The sequence below is a fragment of the Dictyobacter arantiisoli genome (assembly GCF_008326305.1).
Lineage (GTDB): Bacteria > Chloroflexota > Ktedonobacteria > Ktedonobacterales > Ktedonobacteraceae > Dictyobacter > Dictyobacter arantiisoli.
The window spans coordinates 110,926-129,883 of sequence record NZ_BIXY01000004.1; the positions used below are offsets into that span (position 1 = coordinate 110,926).

Below are 18,958 nucleotides of genomic sequence, written 5' to 3' on the forward strand. Positions count from 1 at the left end.
AGTTGTTTCCTCATAAAAAATAACCTACAATACCTGTTTTTTCTGCAGAATAATGTGACGTAATTGATCGAGTTGGGAAAGGATTGTCTGTGTTGCGGCATGGCTCTGTGACGTCTTTGTCAGAGTGAACTGGCAATGTTCACGTATTTCTTGTCGTACCGCTTGCTCATCGACATTGCTGATCTTGCCTCCTTCGAGCACCACTTTTCCATTCACGATGACGCTATCGACTGCTGTACCATGTTCGCAATAGACAAGGTGTAAATAAGGATCGCGCAAAGGTATAAACGCATCATCCTCTAGATTCAGTAACATAAGATCGGCGAGTTGATCTGGCGCGATCTTGCCCAGTTCGTTGGATAATCCCAGTGCCGCGGCTCCGCCATTGGTTGCGGCATGCAGGATCTGCGGTGGTTGAGGCCATTGGCGATAATTGATATCTGGCAAATTATGCATCAGGCCGGTTTGCTTGATGACATCAAACATATTCTGACGATCATTACTGGCCGAACCATCGCTGCCCAGGGCGACCGTGACGCCCTGCGTGAGCGCCTCCGTAAACGGGAAGCGACCACTGCCGAGTCGCAAGTTACTGATAGGATTATGTACTACTGTGGCCCCTGTGCGGGCCAGGATCTCGAGGTCGCCCTTCTCCAACCAGATACTATGGGCCAGCGATGTGCCGGGACGTAGCAGCCCCATGTCTGCTAAATAATGGATACCTCCCTGGCCAAGCTCTTCGTGGATCACTGCTGCCTGTAGCTCCGTTTCTACGGCATGCAGATGCATACCTGTCTGGTAGCGATCTGAGAGCTGTAAGCATGTTTTTAGCAGTTCCGGGCTGCACCAATGAATGCCACTTGGACCGATGAAACAGCGCAAGCGTCCATTGTCCGTTTGATGCCAGGTCTGCACGAAAAGCTCTAAGGAAGCTACCTGCTGATCGATGGTATCCCAATCATCAAAGCGATTCGTAAAGGGATGATCGGGAAAGGTCATGCCGCGCTTGATACCGGCCTCCAGCACCAGATCCTGATCTTCAATCGAGGGTGCAACGGCAGCGCGGATACCCGCATCGTGATAGGCATGCATCGTCGCATCCAGATATTTTGTGGCGACACCAGCTCCTGTCCACAGATGGTCCAATACAGCCGTGGTGCCAGTTTTCAGCATTTCTAGCGCCCCCAGCAACGTGCTAAGATACACTAAACGGGGTGACCAATCAAGCGTGTCGGCAAATAATGGAATCAACCAGAGTTCTAGCGGGAGCGATGGCGAGGTTGCCTTGAGCAGATTTTCCAATGAGTGGGTATGGGCGTTGATCAGTCCCGGCATCACCAGGCGGTCCTTGCCAGTAATCACCCTTTCAACGCGTAATGGATTCACGGCAAGCGATCCACTGGGACCAACGGCAGCAATCTTCTGATCGGCAATTAAAATATCTTGCCCTGGTAGCAGCTTGCCAGGCTCATCGGGAGCCAGCACAGTACAGTCCTGAATAAGAAGATAGCTGGTTGCGGTGGGCGCAGGCTGTACGGAAAAATCTGGTTTAAGTATGGTTTGCATACAAGACAACTCCTATTCGGACAGGGCTATAAAAGGATACAATAGAGATAGAAACGATGATTCGGGCTGGCGCATGCTACTTTGACGCAGTTATTTTGCTCGTTTGGTATTATGCTGACTGCAATTGATCGGCTCGTTCATAACAATCAAGGGCTTCCTGATGGCGTCCCAGCACATCCAGAATAGCTCCACGATTCAGCCAGATTTGCGCGTCATTGGGATTGAGATACATGGCTTGTTCATATGCCATCAAAGCCTCTTTATGACGTTCAAGTGCGAAATAGGTATCCCCCAGGGCCAGCCAGGTATGAGCATTGTTCCAGTTGACTTCTACCGCGCGATGATAAGCTTTGAGTGCCTCTTCATAATCATGCATCGTAAAGAGTTTGTCACCACGTTTCTCCCAATCCTCCGCTGTCAGCGACATAGTGGGCGTCAAAGGGGTAGCTGGTAGTGCCGGTGTCAACGGGCCACTGGCAAAGGCTGGTAGCGGCGTGACACCTGATGATCTCGGGCCTCCAGATCCGCTATTCCCGGCCGGTCCACGTGGATTAACTGGCGGCAGCGAGGCTGGAGGAGTCAATGGATAGTTCTTTTGATTTCCTTGATTCCCTGGCGCTGGACGCGGTGACTGGGCCGGGCGTATGCCAGAGGCCTGTGTACTCAACGTCAGGAGATCCTGTACTAGCAGGCTAAGCGCTGGATAGCGACGCTCAGGTTTGAGATGCATTGCCCGGTTGAGCACGGGCAGGAATGGTTCATAGTCTGTACTATGGAGTGTTTGCGAAAATAACTGTTGACATAGGACTGCAAACATGTATTGATCGCTGGCAGGATTCGCCATATTCCAATAGGCTTGAAAGTTCCCCTGTTGACTGGCCTGGGCCGCGGCATAGAGTTCTGGCGGCAGATAAGGCGCGGGCGGTGGTTGCAAACGACCCAGCCCAAAGTCCGCCACCCAGGCTCGCTCATAACTGGTAAAGAGAATATTGCCGGGCAACAATGCCCCGTGGACGATCCCGCGCGCGTGGGCCGCCTGGACAGCCGAGCCAATCTGTTGCAGGACATGCAGGAGCAATGCCTTTACTGATGTGCCATGTTCACGCAGTGCCCGCTGGTTCTCTGCTTGTTGCAAATATGTCACAAAGTGTTTAAGCGAGCCTGGGATGTACTGGCAGAGCGTCAAAAGATACATATTTGAGAGCGTTTGATAGCGATCCTGGATACCGCTAGAACTCATTTTTTGTTCAGGGGACCAGGTATTACAACTAAAAACGGATAGGATAGATGGATGTCGCAAGGATGTCGCGATGCGTACCTCTCGACGTGCTGCTTCCCAGAGTTCTGTCTGTGCGGCCTGTGGTGGGAAAAGTTTGAGTGCCACAGGTTGTCCTGAACGCTGATGCTGTGCCAGATAGGCATATCCACTTTTCCCAGTGCCCAGAAGTTTTTGCACCTCATAGACCCCGATCACGGTATGGGCTGCCAGCGCACCACATATCCGACAAATACTCTCCTCCGGCAGCAATGTGTGCGAAGGATGTCCCAGACAAAACGGAGTCGTCATTTCACCTCGCGACCCTGATTGTGAATTGTGATCCATTTCGTTCGGCCTCTCTTCTGAACCACGGGAAGTGTTTTCGATCATTTCTCTAACCAGATGTGCCACCAGCGTGCCAATGCAGCGGGAGGGATAGGCTGCATGCTGTTAAATCCCATGAGATATCCCTCCTGGCTGGCTGCTTTATTCATCTAAAGGCATATGCTCCAGATGATGTGATTGATAGAAGCGTTGATTATAACTATTCTGATGAGCATTGACATTCTGCTGAGGCGCTGGCAGGCTCTGCGGACGTGGCGTCAATGTTGGCGGTATGATATGAGCCATATCGGAGGTCCGCTTGTTCGATGTTGCGGCCTGCGCCATTGCGCTCTGCTGCTGTTGATGGCTAGAGGCCAACTGCGTGATGATATTACGTTGTTGCTCATGGAGCAGATCAACTTCACGGATCACGCGATCCAGCACCATACGTTCAAAGCTGGCGTTGGTCTGTTTGCTGAACAGATGTGAGCCCTTGATTTCATTGAGCGCCTCCTGGATGCGCCGCGTCAGATTGTTCAACGACTCCAGAGCGCTTCCCACACGTCGCCACTGATTTTCCTGCCGACGTTGAATATGTGAGAGCCCAATATAGACTGACCGCAGCTCGGTCGCTCCCTGCGGCATCGGCTGATTGGCAGGCCAGGGGGCCAATCCTTGACCCAGACGATCTATACCTTCTTGCAGTGCCCGGCACTCCTGCGCCAGTTGATCATATTTAGCTCCACGCTGTGACAGAGCGCTAATACGATCCAGCATCAGGTTCAGGCTAATTGCGATAGGTAGCAGGGGACCAGCTACCGTAGGGGCACGAGCGATGATATCACCGCGAGCGACACGTGCATGCACATCTCGTAGTGCTGAGATGCCATCTTCCATGATCTGTTTGTCCTGAGCCGAACGTGTTGCCTCATCTGCCTCACGACGCGTCACTTGCAACTCACGGCGCGAAATAACCAGTTCGCCGCGCATCTGCATGGTCAGGCGGTTATTTTCTAGCAAGGTCATAGCTTGACGGGCAATCACAATCAAAATCAGAACCAGCGCCACGATATCCGCTTCGATCAAGGTTGTGCCACCGCGCCGCGCCACATTTGTCAGTAGCACTGCGCAGGTTGCCAACACCAGGATGAATGGTGCGATGGTTTGTGCGGTCATGCTGATTTGCGTCAGACGATTGGGCACAAACTGGGATGAACTGAGCATGCGAGCACTCTTCATGCCCTCTTCTTGCTCCTGCTCACGGGCGATACTGCGTGGATATTCGATTGCGGCCAGGCCAATCAGAGAGAGGCTTAAAGGCCAGAGCACATCCTGAAGTGTTCCGGTGTTGAAGCCGCCGGAAAGATTATAGAATGCCAGCAAGCTATCGGTTACAGCCAGGAAGAAGAGGCCCATACATAAGAGCATAAAGACGGGTTGCTGTGAGCGATTGGCAAGTGGACTGAACATCAAGAGTGCACCGATAGCAACCAGGAACAGATCTCCTGTCGGAAAATAGATCGAAAGTACCGATGCTCCTGCGCTGGGTGATTGAGATAAGCTAGCGATCAAGGGACTTAACAGGAAGAACCAGGAGAGGGTCAGCGCGGTACCGATCACCGCCAGGGCATCCAGCAGGAGGCGTACCCGACCGACCGATGCCTTATTGCGGCGCGTCAGGAAGAGTGTACCAACCAGGAAGAAAGGATAAGAGGCCACAAAACCGATATCATAGATGCCAGGGAAAGGCACGTCAGCGCTGTTCATACGGATGTCATAGCTGGTCCAGATGGCTTGACCGCTGGCATAGAGCGCGATACCGCAGGCCAGGAGTGTCCAGGCCATAAAGGCACGCCGTGCAGCCTGCGCCTCATTATGAACCGTCGCCAGTTCGTTGGGTGAGAGGCGAGCGGTCTTATTCTGCATCAACTGGCGCTGTAACTGATTCGATACTTTATACAGACGTAGCGCGATACGTACACAAAATAAGAGGCCAATTGTTTCGCCGATAAATTGTACTATATCGGAAATGCCTTTCAGTGAAAAGCTTTTTCCTGGTACCTGACCAAAGAGAACCATACCAACTAAAAAGAGAGAGAAGGCCGCCGAGAAAGCCAGTACAATCCAATGACCATACCGTTCAGCCCAGGGATCTCGCGCCAGCGCTTCCCCATGAAAGATCGAGGGAGCTGGCTCCGTATTTTTTGTCTGTTCACTATCAGGCCAGTGTGGCATCTGCTGCATATCGGATGGCATGTACAACTGTCCATTTTGCACTGCTGGCCCAGCGTGCTGCAGCATAGGATTAACCAGATGTGGGCCCGCAGGTCCACCCATATAGCCTGAAAATTGAGGTGCCTCATCGTATGACATAAATGAACCTCTCAGATAACTCGAATATACTGTCGTGCAACGTTACTTCGCCGACGGTAACCAGCGATCCAGACCATAGTGTCGTCCAGCGTCACTCAAGAGCAGACCCAGAAAGGCCAGACTGAGCACTACGAGCAAGCCAATGTCGAAGGTGTTTTGCCCGCCCGGGCCGCTCAATAATCCTGCTCCTATACTGCCAGTCAGTGTAAGTAGCATGCCCACTCCACAGGCGAGCCGTGTTAGCGCTCCGCCGATGAGGCAGAGGCCCAGGGTGCACTCAAGCAGCAGGATCATAAAACCAAATCCTTGCATATTGAGTTGAGCCAGATGTAACCACCAGTTAAACCAGGTTGCCGCCAGGGGGAGTGATCCATGCGCCAGACGGAGCAGATACGCAGCGCTGAATCCGTACTGCCATTTGTTCCAGGCATCGTAAAGGCAGACGGTTCCACACAGGATGCGTAGCAGACTCACGATACGGAGACGCCATGTGATCATATGCTGAGCTTCATCCTGTATCGCTAAAGGTGAAGTCACTGGCAGCTGCTTTATTTCTCGAATGGGCTGGATCACGGCCATTCCTGATCGAGATCGCACTGGTCTGGATGGTGCGTGATCACTTTGTTCTAACTCAACAATAGATCTGTTTTTCACGAATAATGCTCCTCGGGCATGCCGCTCTTGCATGCATAGGAGGTAGTCTCACAGAGCTTTCTGTATGCTGTAACAGCCACTACAACAGCTCGGCCTACAAGGTTCATCGTCTTCAGAGAAGCAAAATCGGCGAGAAGGTGACAGATACCGCTTCCTCTTTGGACCTGGCTACCTTCTGTAAATCTGTTCTCTGTCTGTATTCTGTATCCAGGACGATGTGCTACAAGTACAAAATCTATGTTGTGAGTATAGAGTGCCGAGCTTTCGACCATCTCCTAAATTTCTCCGTGTCTTTTTCGCTGTAAGACAAAAAAATGCGTCTTTGTCTGCAAGGATGCATAACAATGCATAGCCTCTGTGCAGCGAAATGTTGTATGGGCGGGATCATAGACAGCTCCATGCGTGCTGTGAAGCCGTCAGAGAGGGTAATGAGCAAGCTTGAAAAAGCTGGTATAAGAAAGTAGCGACAAACGGTATTGTGCAGGATTGGAGGGGTGGTTTTAGCTTATACCAGCATGAAAATAAATGTCTTGTGCCGGAACGTTGCAAAATCTTATGTAGAGGATTTGTGTCTTATACCAAATTCGCAAAATGAACGCTTCCTGAATGAAGAGCGCAGAATAAACAAGTCCTTTGCTTAGAGAGAAGCAGGCTCCCTATGTGGCATGCATGCGCTCACATATCTTACGCGGGTGGCTCTAGGATGGGAATAGTTAGCCAGAAGGTAGAGCCGTGCCCAGGACTGCTGTCAACGCCGACCTTGCCATGATGCAGCCGCATAATATTGTCACAAATGTAGAGGCCTAATCCCATGCTGAGATCTAACTCGTGTTGTACGGCAATGCCTTTGGCACGATAGAAACGCTCCCAGATATGTTTCTGCTCTTCTGGAGGGATGCCTGGACCAGCATCCTGAACCGCGACCCGTGCGGTTGTTTCATCAACGGTTATTTGAACACGTATGGGTTGATCATCAGATGAATATTTTAGCGCATTGATGAGATAATTAGTGATAACCTGTTTAATGCGTCGAGCATCGGCGACAATGGGAATATTTTCATGCTGCTCAAATCCCTCTAATTGTATTGGCAGATCCGTAATCTCTTTCTGTTTTTTATTTGCTTCCTCTCTCACAATCTCTATCAGGTTGCATGTTTTCATATGTAAAATAAGAGAGCTTCTCTGGATGCAGGAGTCATCAAGCATGTCATCAATGATATTTTGTTGAAAACGGGCGCGTAACAGCGCATCCTGTAATGGATGTTCAATACGTTCAATATGCTGTAAAATCGTCTTACTCTCCGACTTTATCTGACCTTTCCAGCGCTGCACACGTCGTTGTATGATCTGGAGATTACCTAACACCGTTGTAAGCGGCGTTTTTAATTCGTGGCTGACCATATTGAGAAATTCATTCATACGTTGATTGATTTCGTGGACGCTTTGAGTATGTACATAGGCATCTGTTAACTCGCCGAGCAATTGCACGCGACCAATCGTTAATACAACGAGTTTGGCAATCGCCTTGACCAGGGTTATTTCGTCTTGCGTATAAGCGTTTTCTGTGCCCTCGCGGCCAATGAGCAGACCTCCCAACAACCGCTTATGAGCGATCAGAGGAACAAGGAGCATGACTTGTTGTCCAAAGTCCTTACGAATTTCGTCAGGTATTGGCAGAAGCGCACGTGAAAGGACAACGACCTGATTGGCTTGCAACATATCAAGGGCAGCCGGGCCGACCAAAGTAGATAGAGCATATTCTGTTACAATTTTCTGACGTTGCTGCAGCTGCTCTGGAGAGAGACCGCTGGCTGCTAGAAGATAACAGCGATCTGATGAGAGATCCAAAGAGGCGAGCAGTACCTGACGACAATCTAATTGTTGCTGGATTAAATCTACCATTGATTGGGCAATAGCATGGATATGCGGTAATACAAAGCACGTCACATCTAAGTCAGGATGATCAAAAGGCTCAGGAATTTCCGGCAGCGTCTCTACCAGTTGCGAGAATTCTGCAAGTGTGATTATCTTGCTGATTTTCTCAGATTGATTGCCAATCGGGGAGGTGTCGCTCATGGAAACATCCTTTTTGATTGTGTCGTATCTCTGTAATGAAAGTGTGCTCGAATATCATGCATCTATTTTCCTGCATTGTTCCTGATTAAAGCGTGCATATGGTATCCGATTATACAGAATAGAGAGGGGCTCCAACCGATAGTATATGCGAGAGATCCATAAAGAATCAAACTATGCCATTGCTACTACAGTTATTGAAGAGATAAGGGTAGCTATTTTTTATATTTATTTATAAATGAGACTTATCTGTTCTCAGACCTATTCTATCCAAGCAAAAGAGACTTTTCCGCCATTTCTGCCAGAAAAGTCTCTTTTGCTTGGATATTGTAAACTACTGCATGTTTTTAGCCGCGCTAACAGCAATAGAAATAATAACAAAAGATAATGCACATGCTAGAATCATCATGATAATTGGCAGAAGGAGTACCGCCATAGTCGCTCTGCCACCGCTCATGCGATGCACTGCCATGGTCATATAAACCTGCAAAATGATCATATAGACGAAGACTGCAAGGCTGGCCAATGAGCCCACAAAAGGAATAAAAGCAATGATTATATCTAGAAGACTCAATGGTATAGAGAAGAGCAAGTAGCTATACATGTACTCTAAGAATGTTCCTTGTCCTTTAAAGGCCCTGGCGATCAAGTAATAGAGGCCTACAGAGATGAAAATGCCAACAGGCACGAGCACGAGTTCAGCTATGCTTAAAGGCAAAGATAGGTTTCTATAGAATTCAAAAATTTGCATAGTTCTCGGGCTTTGGAAGCTTGCGAAGAGTAATGGTGTTAATAGGGCAGAAGACAGCAGAAAGAGCAAAGCCGCCAGGACTGCTACAATAGCGATCTGGACCCAGATGATATTCCAGGCGGCCTTGCCCTTCTCCTGAGCGAAGGTGGCGGCACCTGGTTTGGTTAAAACTCTCAGATACTGCGCAGGTAACCGCTTGATCGCCTCACCCAATGGCAACGGTTGGGCAGGAGGAACATTGAAGCCTGCACCAGGATAGGGTGGCTGCGGAGGATGACCATAACCAGGTTGTGGTACTGGCGGATAACCATACCCGATATAAGGTTGCCCTTCGGGTTGCGAAGGATAGCCAGGATAAGGATTCTCGTTTGGCGGCGGTGGAGGCGTTGACTCTGGATTATTGCTTTGATTAGGATCGTAAGACATACAACATCCTTTTCCTACTAACGATTGAATTATGATTGCTATTGACAGAACATATCTGTTGTTTCTATATTAATAGAAAGAAGCAAATTAATCAATAGTAGGTTTTATTGCGAATTTTCGCAATGCTTATAAAATTGCTTATGTCATTTAGTTATGTTTGCTCGGCTTCTCTATGGAGCATTCCCCCCGTCGAATTAAACAGATTTGCTATGCGATGGTTGCGCTTCCCTATCACCTTGAGAACTGTTCATCAACCAGACATATCCATCTTCCAATGTGGGTTCGACCAGGGTCGCGCCTGCTTCTGATGCGGGAGTTCCTATGATACGATAGTCAATCATGCCTCCTCTGTTTATAGTCGAAACAATAATAACATTGCCTTCAGGTTTTCTGGTTGCGCTCGTAACAGACCATACCCTTGTTTTGGCGATATTGACAAGGTCGGTGGTTGTCCCTTGAAAAATGATTTGTCCGCTTTTCATGACTGCGAGACGTGGGCAGGTTTGTGCAATATCTTCTACAATATGTGTCGAGAGCAAGACTGTACGTTCATTCCCGAGATCTGAAAGGAGATTACGGAAACGAATACGCTCTTCAGGGTCGAGACCTGCAGTAGGCTCATCGACAATTAAAAGTTTTGGATCATTCAATAGTGCTTGAGCGATGCCCACGCGACGTTTCATCCCACCGGACAGCGCTCTGATAGAGCGTTTGGCAAATTGGCTCAAGGCTACCATCTCTAGAAGATACTCCACGCGCTGTTGGCGCATGGTCCGATCAGATAAGCCTTTTAAGATCCCGATGTAGTTGAGAAACTCATCTATTTTTAAATCAGGATACATTCCTAGATCCTGTGGCACATAGCCCAGGAACTGTTTGATTGTTTTTTGTCCTTGCCAGGTAGTGCCATCGCACTCGCCCACGTGTAAATCTCCTGAAGAAGGGCGCAGGATGCCAGCCAGGATACGCATCAACGTTGTTTTTCCTGCACCGTTAGGACCGAGAAGACCAAACATTCCTGTTGGAATAGTCAGAGACAAAGCACTTAGCGCGCAGACTCCTCCACGATACACTTTTGTCAAATGGGCAATCTCAATTTCCATCTTTGATTTTTTCCTTTCATCTACCGTACTCATGTAAAACATTCCTGTCATGACCGTTGCCATTTGAGCAAGCCACATCCAATCAATAGAATCATGATTGTCAGACCTAGTAGCAACGACAAACTTGCAAAGCCTGATAGTAGTGTGGCCTGGATTTCAGGTCCATAAGCAGGCACGCCAAAGAAGCCCTGGCTCATATAGCCACCAAGAGGAGTCAGAATAGTCGTGCTGATCGTCGGAATATTCTGCCTAGGCGAGAGAAGATTGCCCCAGAACCAGTAAGCAGTGAAACAGAAGCAATAAATTGGCCACCAGAGAAACATCGGACATACTATAGCAAAAGCTCCCACGAACATCATTCCTGGCAGAAAAATGCACACAAATGCTAGCAGTGCTGTTGGTAAAAGCGCCAAACTGTGTGTCTGCACAAGGAGAATGCCAAGGCCAAGGCAGTAATAGAGCGTTGGTGGGATGAGTGTGGCGCAGAGGCTACCTACATATTTGCCGAGAAGCCTCGTGCTCTGACCTGCTGGAAGCGTTAGCAGGAGTTCATCTATTTTGATTTGCCGATCACGCGGGAAACGATCAGCCAGCAGGATGCCCACGGCAATGGGCAAGAGACGATTGATCCCATCGGCCCAACTTACGATTGCCTCATCCGGCGAGAGAGAGGCGTGCATCCGACTACCTCGTAATTGAAACAACAGCGCGAGTATCGATTCGCGTTGCCAGTAGAAGATCAGACCAATCAGCAGGACCATGACGATCCACAAGGCCCGACGATGTAGTTGCATACGGAACTCATAGGTTACAGTTCCCCAAAACATCGAGATCTGCGTACTCATTCTTGATGGGACCCTTTCAATAAACGCTCAGGAAACAAAAGGCATGGCCAACTGACTAGCAAAAGCACTACTCCTACCCCCAGAACAAGCAGTCGATTAAGTTGCCAGAGAGAGAAGCTGAGACCATCTGGAAAGAGCGTGGTGGAAAACAGCACCAGTGGAAAAAACCAGAATTGCTGAATTATAACGTCTTTGAACACAATTTCGACAACCCAGCAGCCTGCAAGCAGACCGACACTGGCGGCGCGACTTTGAAAGAGAAGTGCTGCCCCAAAGCCAAAAGCTGTACATGCAAGCAGCGAGGGAAACCAGACCAATTGGCTGGCGAAAAAGACCCCCAACGCTGTAGGTGGATGGGGTTGTGGTAAAAACACCAGGCTTACCATGAAAATGATGCTACTGGCAATAAAAGCTAGACAACTATTCCAAAGCAAAAGTAGGAGTAGACGGATAGGAACGGTCACTGCATAGGTATGCGGCATGGTCAGTTGAAGCTCCAGTGCTGGATCGGAGGCTGTGAGAAATGCAACGCTCGCTCCTGTGGCAAGTGGAAGCAACATTTCCAGTACTGCAGAGAGAAACCGAGCAGCCGGGTCCTTGATACTGAGCAGCAGGATTGCAAAACATCCCCCTGCAATCAGCACCAGAGCCGGCGCAAAAAACACTTTTTTGCCCATGAGCCGGATTTCATAACGTAATCGATCATACATAGAGCACCTGTTTCTGAAGAAGATTAGCGCCTCACGGATAATAGTCACATTTCTTAAAATAGAGAAAATATCAGAGGCTTCTTTAGCTTAAAATCGCTAAATGTATTGCATACATCTTATTTTATATAAAGTATTCAGCACATATATCAAAGATGTTGCGTATTAAGTATAATATAAATCAAGATCTTGTATATTGTCTGTTACGCCAGTTGTTCACCCGTCGTTTCCGCCCGGGCGGAAACGACAGTATACACTTCATCACCATAACTGCTATAATGAAAAGTAATACAGCCTCTATAGTAAACAAAAACGAGAGGGAGAAAATGGCTTCTTTGTTACGTGGTCACCTGGAAAACAGCTTTCTCTTACTCTGGCTTCTTCTGGTTTACCTCTGGATCGTCCTCCTTTTTTTTAGCGCTTCACTTCCTGCAAGCAGTCTTTTGTTCACGACACTGCTGTTTGCTGGACATATTGTGCTCTATGGGGGAGGCACTTTTTTCGCACAACGGGGTTATCAGCGACCGCTAATTCTGATTGGATTAATCGGGTCGGTCATCCTGCTCGGTTCTCTCGTGCGAAACGCCAATATTCTGCTTGGTCTCTATCTTGCTTTGTGCGTAGAAGCTTTTTACCTGTTGGGGCAGACGCGCATCACAGCTGGATGTATTGTAGTTTGCCTCCTATTATTTTGGATCAACCTCAAGTCAATCCACAACTCGTTTGGTTTTGGATATAATTTTATTCCACCGCTCCTCTTTATTGGCGGCTTTGTGGTTCTCCAAGCACAGCAAACCAATGTTCATCGACGGACACAGATTTTGCTTCGTGAGTTGGAAGAGGCACACAATGGACTCAAAAGTGCACATGCGCAGTTGACTGCTTACGCGTTACAGCTTGAGTCACTCACGCGTGAGGCTGAGCGTCATCGGCTGGCGCGTGAACTTCATGATACTCAGTCACAGGGGCTGGTCGGTCTTCTGCTCCAACTTGAGGCAATTAACTCACATCTAACACATCAGCGGTATGAGCGGGCATCTACTCTGGTAGTACAAGCTATCTACCGCTCTCGTGATACGCTTGCTGCTGCACGTCAGGCCATCGATGACCTGCGAGCAAATGGAATTAGCCCCAGTGATCTGCCTGAAGCCGTTCAGGAAGAGATAGATCACCTTGTCACTACAACCAATATTCATTGTCACTCAGACCTGCCAGTGCTTTCATTGGTGCCAGCATCATTCTGTGAGTACACGCTCCGAGTTATTACAGAAGGACTAACCAATATTGCCCGCCACGCACAAGCCACAGAGGCGCGGGTGTGCGCTCTATCAAATAATACTGGCATTATCGTTGAAATCAGTGATAATGGGATAGGATTTGATCCTCTGAGCGCCGAGCAACTTGTTGGTCACTATGGATTGCTTGGATTGCGCGAGCGAGCTCATCTTATTCAGGGTCAGTTTGAGGTGATAAGTTCTCCTGGCAAAGGAACAACATTGCGCTTCGCCTTACCACAAATCAAGGAGCGAACAAATGACAACAGGGCAACGGACTCCTATTCGCGTGGCGATTGTTGACGATCATGTAATTGTGCGCGAGGGATTACGCCTTATTCTGGAAACAGGAGAAGGTATTGATGTGGTTGGAGATGCGGCCAACGGTAGAGAAGCACTTGAGTTAGCCGCTAACGTCTCGCCAGAGGTAATGCTTATGGATCTTCGTATGCCAGAGATGGATGGGATAGAAGCACTTACACGGATTCGTGGTGCCTGGCCAGCCATCAATGTAATTATTCTCACCACCTATAACGGGGATGAGCTGATGTTTCGTGGTTTGCATGCCGGGGCACGTGGATATCTGCTCAAAGATGTGAGTCGAGAGACGTTATTAGATGCGGTTCGCAGTGCTGCACGTGGCGAAACCCTCCTGCAACCAGAGATTATGAAACGCATTCTTCTTCAAGGCCCAACCTCCCTGCCAACTAGTGATGGGGCTCATCGTAAGATATATGGAATATTGACCGAACGGGAGTTGACTATTCTGGCGGCGGTGGCGCGAGGCGAACGGAGTAAGGAAATTGCCGCATCTTTAAGTATTACGGAGCGAACTGTACGTGGACATTTAACCAATATTTATACCAAACTTGGTGTCGATTCGCGTGCCGCAGCCGTTGCGGTCGCTGTAGAGCATTCTCTTCTGCTAAATGAGTAAACATGACCAGATACTACCATTCAGACAAATCTAGCGGATAAAGCAACCTTTCTTCTCATTCAGATAAGCGATATGCTGCGTCACATTGCTTATCTGAATGTATACAGATATCAGATGGAGAATAGTGTCGCTGAGACCTATTCTCAAGGGGAAAACGACTGTCTTATACCGATCTTACCAAATCACATTCAATGAGTAGAGTGTGGATGATGGATTTTCTAAGTAATTGAGCTCAAAGTTGCATTCGCATCGATTCGTCTTAATGCGGTATAAACCGCCTTTCTTTTTGTGATGATTCGCAACGTATGTCAAGTGCGGTGCCACGAAAGTTCAATACTGGCTGAGTTGAAAGAATGTGGCACTGGCATTGGTTTCAGTAACAGAGATGCGAGATGGATTGCCTCCTAATGCTGAAGGTGTTAGGACGAGTCCCCCTGGGAATGGGATGCAAGCACTTGCACGCCAAATTTAAATGAGGTTGAGGGGTTTGCCACTGGTGCGGGGGGTAGGTGCTGGTGCTTGTGAGATTGTGTAGCCAGCATCGTCCAGCACTGCTTCGATCTTCTCCATCGAGAGCTGGCTTGCGTCAAAGCGCAGATGGACACTTTTCGTGGGAATATCTGTTGAGACTGCTTCTACACCGGCGAGTGGGCTGAGTGCACCATTGATTGTTTTCACACAATGCTCACAGCTCACATCGGGAACAGAGAGGGTGATATCTTGCAAGTTTGCCATGAATTTCTCCTTGTAACGTCTTATAACAAGAAACAGGAACTATAAATGATAAGAGATACTGCATTGACACGAATCTGTATGCATAGCTTTCCATACGCGCAGTTTGTGTCTCTGCTTGATCTATCATAACTTTGATATCCCCTACCCGGAGGGGCGGGGTACTAATATAGTAACACAATGAAAGGAGTGGTGCAAGTTGGATGCCATGCCGAATTTAACCTTTTCTCTACCAGGAAGCCATCCTCTCATTACGAGAAGACGGTTTTCTGAGCCGTCTTCTTTTGTCATGAATTGGTCATCAATGATGATGATAGTGGCGCTTTTGTAGCTCTTGAGCAATAGAAAGCATCGGCACGGCGAGCGGGAGCAGTAAAAGCCACACTGATTGAAGCGTATATTTGCGTGCATAGATCTCTTTGTGTTCAAGCTCGAACGCTACTTCCTGTTAGGCACTTTTGCGCCTCACAATACTGATGGCATAGAGTAGTAGCGGCACATAGTTCAGGGCGATCCAGGAGAGAGCTAAACCTATGATTATCGTAAAGAGTGGATGGTTGGGGTTACGGAAGAAGGAGAAGAGGCTGAGAGTAGTGGTTGTATAAAAACCACTGTCTTATACCAATCTTATATGCTGATTTGTAAGACATTGTTTAACGAATTTTATATAAAATTAATGTACTTTAGCGTAGACAAAGCATAGTGGATGTGCTAAGCTGATAGCAGGTTTCCACTTCCATTTATATAATACTTGTGCGTTTCAATTTGTAGATATCAACAAGCGGTTAACAATAGCTATAGCATTCTTCAAATAGTGCGTTGTTCAGTTTTTGAAATGGATGCGTGCAGATGGAAATACATGCTTTGGCTCAAGAGGGGCGCTCTGAGAGGCCATTCAGGCAGAAAATCATTCCGCTCCATCATCAACTTCTGGCTGAAAAGCAATCCATTGGTTGGCAACAACTATTGTTCCAGTTTGTCCATACATTGACTCTACCTTTAAAATTACCAGCGTTGTTGCAACTTTTGTCCGAACAGGTGGCGCAGGCGTTCGAGCTTGAGCGCTGTGTTGTGCTGTTGCGCGGTCAGGCAGATGTTATCGATACTGTACTATATGTGTACGCGGATTATCCTGCTGCGAGCGGTGTTACAAATCAAGTGCAATGCGTCTGCATTGATGCTGCAATTTGGGAGTATACACACACATTTGCCTTACAGGATGAGCTATCCTATCAGATACAGGGAGAAGCCAGAGAGCTTAATCCTCTCCAGTATGATGCCGAGCAGATTTATTGGTCTTTGCCATTATGGGTAGAAAATGAATGCCTGGGTATCTTGCAATGTTATACACATTCCGGTTGTGTCCATAGTCAGAATGAGCAATTTCTCTTGCATACCATTGCGAGCCAGATGGCATTGGCCCTGAAGCACCGTTTAATCCTGGAAGCGGATGCACTGACTCCAAATGATCTGGTCGCGTCCTTTGTAGATGGATTGCTTGCTGGTAAGCCAGAAACCGAAGCATATATACAGAGACAGGCTTATTCCCTGGGTTTTGATCTGTTGGCACCTCATCTGGTGGCTCTGGTTGAATTGTCTGAAGGTAACAATGATGTGTCCGAACGTATACATTTACCACAGGCCGAGAATAGAGAGTTATTGATTCAGCGGGCTTTGCCATGGATCAAGCAGAGCATGCTTATTATGTATCCCACCATGCTCCTGGTCGAGCGAGATAATGGCCTGATCTGCTTGCTACCATGTGATATTGCTGCCTTGCCGCAAGACATCCATAGCCGTCTGGAACCGCTGATCCAGACTATTCAGCAAGAATGCCATGTTACGATGCTGGTGGGAATGGGAAATAGTTGTCAGAAGTTTAGCGACTATGCACAGAGTTATCAGGAGGCGTATGAGGCGGCGCAGATCGGCTCTTGCCTGCGAACCGAACTTCACTGTACCCATTTTGGCGAACTCGGTGCCTATCGCTATCTATATCCCTTCGCGCAACAGCAGAGTCTTATGGATCAGTATCAAGAGTGCATCATGACTATTCTCAAGTATGATCTCCGTAAAAAAACAAACTTACTGGATACATTAGAAGTCTATCTCGAATGTGGCGGGAATATTGCACGTACCGCGACCCTGCTTCATCTACATCGCAACACCTTATTGCAGCGTATCAGCCGTATTCAAAAACTCTGCCCATTTGATATCGATCATGACCATGCATCCCTGCGTCTTCCGCTACTCCTGGCACTCAAAGTGCAACGTTTACGTGCGCATCAGTTGCACCATTCTGCCAGTGTACATGCCTGAAGAAGCTATGCTGTGCAATTCTCTACAACTTGAAATGGTACATTTACAGCTCTGGATGTTTGTACCGTGGTGTTTGCATCAGAATATAGCCAGTCTCCAGAATGGAAGAGATTTCGATGCCAAATGAGCGCGTTTTGAGGCGTGTCCGTGAAAGCACATTGCGAACGGGGCGCATCTCTTGATCCCAGATGCCAGCTTCTTGAGCCTCCTGCAAGCGTTTACGGCTACGAGCAATGGCGGCCTCACTGGCATGCCCACTGTTAAAGCTCGCCACTAGAACTTCATAAGGACAATAGTAGGGATACGCATCAAGTAATGGCATCAGCACACAAATCTCGCTTGTCGTAAATTGCTGTTCCATCAGCATCAATGGACGGTCATCTTTACAGGCGAGGTGCGAAAGTGTACCAAGCGGAATATTGAGGGCAAGGGTATGGCCGGAGGGTAGTAAGCCTTGCAAAGAAAAGTGCAAAACATCTTCGCTGTTTTCCTGCAAGTAACTGACGGGTGTTTTGACTTTGCGCAGGGAAACTTTTTGCATGGTGGCGCTCCTTGTCTGGCTGGCTCAAAATTTACGTTTTGACTGACTGGTATAGGACGACATACAATATCTACGGACTAAAAGGACAATTGAGATAGAAAATCTCAAAGAGCGCAAAAGCGTGTAAATTCCTGGTTTTGCGTTGTCCTCCCTCTGTTTTTGTGATGGTGTCCTGCTATTTTTGTATGTCCCTATACTGCGATATAGCCTCCAGCAAAAATACTGGAAGTCAGGTAACTATTTACGCGCCATAGGTGTCTGGGACCGCTGCTGTAATAACAAAAAGTATTCCGAAATAATGAACGTACGCTAAGAGTAAATTCTCCCTATGCCTGTTGGCGCGCAGAAAGAAATAAAATAAGGTATATACTATGCTCTATTGTAACTGTTTTAGAAGTATATTACAAGCCTTTCTGCTGTGCCGGCTCTTTATTCTTGACACTTAGGAATGGACTTATTTCTTTTTACAGGCGTACAGTACATCTATTTCTGTTAATGTATAGCAATGTTTCTCTTAACCAGGGGTTCGGGCTGTGCACCGGTCTCTCGCCGCCGCACGCGGCGGCAAAGAAAAGAAGTAAAAGAGGTATTTGGGGACACCCCAAACCCCGGCAAAGGGCTCACCGCCCTTTGCAATCCCGTTTGAAAAGCCTTACGTTTGCACCTATGGACTGGCGTCCTCTGCATAGCAGCAGCTTATTTTTGTTCGCTTGCAGTTCTGGCTGTGATATTGTATACTGACATATACCCCCCAGGGAGGGGTGTAGTAACGAAAGCGAGAGAAGCATGCAAGCAGATAAAACCGATATCCTGAAACGTTTAAACTATATTGATGGTCATTTGAACGGTATTCGCAAGATGATTGAAGATGATAAATATTGTGTGGATATCTTGCGACAAACTTATGCTGTCCGTAAGGCAATCGAAAAAATGGAGGCATTGGTTCTCGAAAATCATTTGCAAACCTGTGTGCCTGAAGGCATCAAAAGTGGGAGCGAGCAGGCTATTATTGAAGAGTTGATGCAACTGTATAATCTGGCCGGGAATCGTTAAGCAGAGGATTTCTCCTGGTCAG

At 47.9% G+C, this 18,958-nt stretch carries 15 protein-coding genes; 4 read left to right on the forward strand and 11 right to left on the reverse strand.

Translation table 11 applies throughout. The annotated features are described in order from the left end of the window. Nucleotides 1-24: 24 nt before the first annotated feature. The 9 genes from F1593_RS02685 to F1593_RS02725 all read right to left on the reverse strand — a co-directional run bounded on the left by F1593_RS02685 (nucleotide 25) and on the right by F1593_RS02725 (nucleotide 12,083). The gene (locus F1593_RS02685; RefSeq protein ID WP_149400024.1) at nucleotides 25-1,566 is read right to left on the reverse strand and encodes an amidohydrolase family protein; all 1,542 of its coding nucleotides are present in this window, start codon (nucleotides 1,564-1,566) and stop codon (nucleotides 25-27) included. A gap of 109 nt (nucleotides 1,567-1,675) precedes the next feature. Then, nucleotides 1,676-3,133, reverse strand: coding sequence for a protein kinase family protein (locus tag F1593_RS02690; RefSeq protein WP_172631812.1), 1,458 nt, complete (start codon nucleotides 3,131-3,133; stop codon nucleotides 1,676-1,678). A 177-nt stretch (nucleotides 3,134-3,310) separates the two neighbouring features. Then, the gene (locus tag F1593_RS02695) at nucleotides 3,311-5,521 is read right to left on the reverse strand and encodes a hypothetical protein (protein ID WP_149400026.1); all 2,211 of its coding nucleotides are present in this window, start codon (nucleotides 5,519-5,521) and stop codon (nucleotides 3,311-3,313) included. Nucleotides 5,522-5,563: 42 nt separating this feature from the next. Next, nucleotides 5,564-6,175, reverse strand: coding sequence for a hypothetical protein (locus tag F1593_RS02700; protein ID WP_149400027.1), 612 nt, complete (start codon nucleotides 6,173-6,175; stop codon nucleotides 5,564-5,566). A gap of 684 nt (nucleotides 6,176-6,859) precedes the next feature. Continuing rightward, a complete protein-coding gene (locus tag F1593_RS02705; protein WP_149400028.1) occupies nucleotides 6,860-8,251 on the reverse strand; it encodes a GAF domain-containing sensor histidine kinase in 1,392 nt (463 codons plus the stop codon). A gap of 331 nt (nucleotides 8,252-8,582) precedes the next feature. Next, nucleotides 8,583-9,425, reverse strand: a complete 843-nt coding sequence (locus F1593_RS02710) for a Yip1 family protein (RefSeq protein WP_149400029.1) — start codon at nucleotides 9,423-9,425, stop codon at nucleotides 8,583-8,585. Nucleotides 9,426-9,619: 194 nt separating this feature from the next. Beyond that, the gene (locus F1593_RS02715) at nucleotides 9,620-10,528 is read right to left on the reverse strand and encodes an ABC transporter ATP-binding protein (protein WP_149400030.1); all 909 of its coding nucleotides are present in this window, start codon (nucleotides 10,526-10,528) and stop codon (nucleotides 9,620-9,622) included. 47 nt (nucleotides 10,529-10,575) lie between these two features. Next, nucleotides 10,576-11,373 carry an ABC transporter permease gene (locus F1593_RS02720; protein ID WP_149400031.1) on the reverse strand — a complete coding sequence of 266 codons (798 nt, stop codon included), beginning with the start codon at nucleotides 11,371-11,373 and terminating at the stop codon, nucleotides 10,576-10,578. Further along, on the reverse strand, nucleotides 11,370-12,083 hold the full coding sequence (locus F1593_RS02725) for a hypothetical protein (protein WP_149400032.1): 714 nt from the start codon (nucleotides 12,081-12,083) through the stop codon (nucleotides 11,370-11,372). Before F1593_RS02725 ends, F1593_RS02720 begins: the two co-directional genes overlap by 4 nt. A gap of 323 nt (nucleotides 12,084-12,406) precedes the next feature. On the opposite strand from F1593_RS02725, the gene F1593_RS02730 reads away from it, so the two are divergent. Together F1593_RS02730 and F1593_RS02735 are read left to right on the forward strand one after the other, a co-directional pair. Continuing rightward, on the forward strand, nucleotides 12,407-13,657 hold the full coding sequence (locus F1593_RS02730) for a sensor histidine kinase (protein WP_172631813.1): 1,251 nt from the start codon (nucleotides 12,407-12,409) through the stop codon (nucleotides 13,655-13,657). Then, entirely contained in the window at nucleotides 13,614-14,291 is a 678-nt protein-coding gene (locus tag F1593_RS02735) for a response regulator transcription factor (RefSeq protein WP_149400034.1), read from the forward strand. The genes F1593_RS02730 and F1593_RS02735 overlap by 44 nt, the downstream gene beginning before the upstream one ends. Nucleotides 14,292-14,759: 468 nt before the next feature. Here F1593_RS02735 and F1593_RS02740 read toward each other — a convergent pair whose 3' ends face one another. After that, nucleotides 14,760-15,026, reverse strand: coding sequence for a heavy-metal-associated domain-containing protein (locus tag F1593_RS02740; RefSeq protein WP_235932468.1), 267 nt, complete (start codon nucleotides 15,024-15,026; stop codon nucleotides 14,760-14,762). Between the two features lie 846 nt (nucleotides 15,027-15,872). Here F1593_RS02740 and F1593_RS02745 point away from each other — a divergent pair. Further along, on the forward strand, nucleotides 15,873-17,342 hold the full coding sequence (locus F1593_RS02745) for a PucR family transcriptional regulator (RefSeq protein WP_149400035.1): 1,470 nt from the start codon (nucleotides 15,873-15,875) through the stop codon (nucleotides 17,340-17,342). 43 nt (nucleotides 17,343-17,385) lie between these two features. On the opposite strand, the gene F1593_RS02750 is transcribed toward F1593_RS02745, so the two are convergent. Next, nucleotides 17,386-17,883: a hypothetical protein gene (locus F1593_RS02750; RefSeq protein WP_149400036.1), complete on the reverse strand. Its 498-nt coding sequence runs from the start codon at nucleotides 17,881-17,883 to the stop codon at nucleotides 17,386-17,388. 786 nt (nucleotides 17,884-18,669) lie between these two features. Here F1593_RS02750 and F1593_RS02755 point away from each other — a divergent pair. Next, complete coding sequence (locus F1593_RS02755) at nucleotides 18,670-18,936, forward strand: metal-sensitive transcriptional regulator (RefSeq protein ID WP_149400037.1); 267 nt, start codon at nucleotides 18,670-18,672, stop codon at nucleotides 18,934-18,936. Nucleotides 18,937-18,958: the final 22 nt, after the last annotated feature.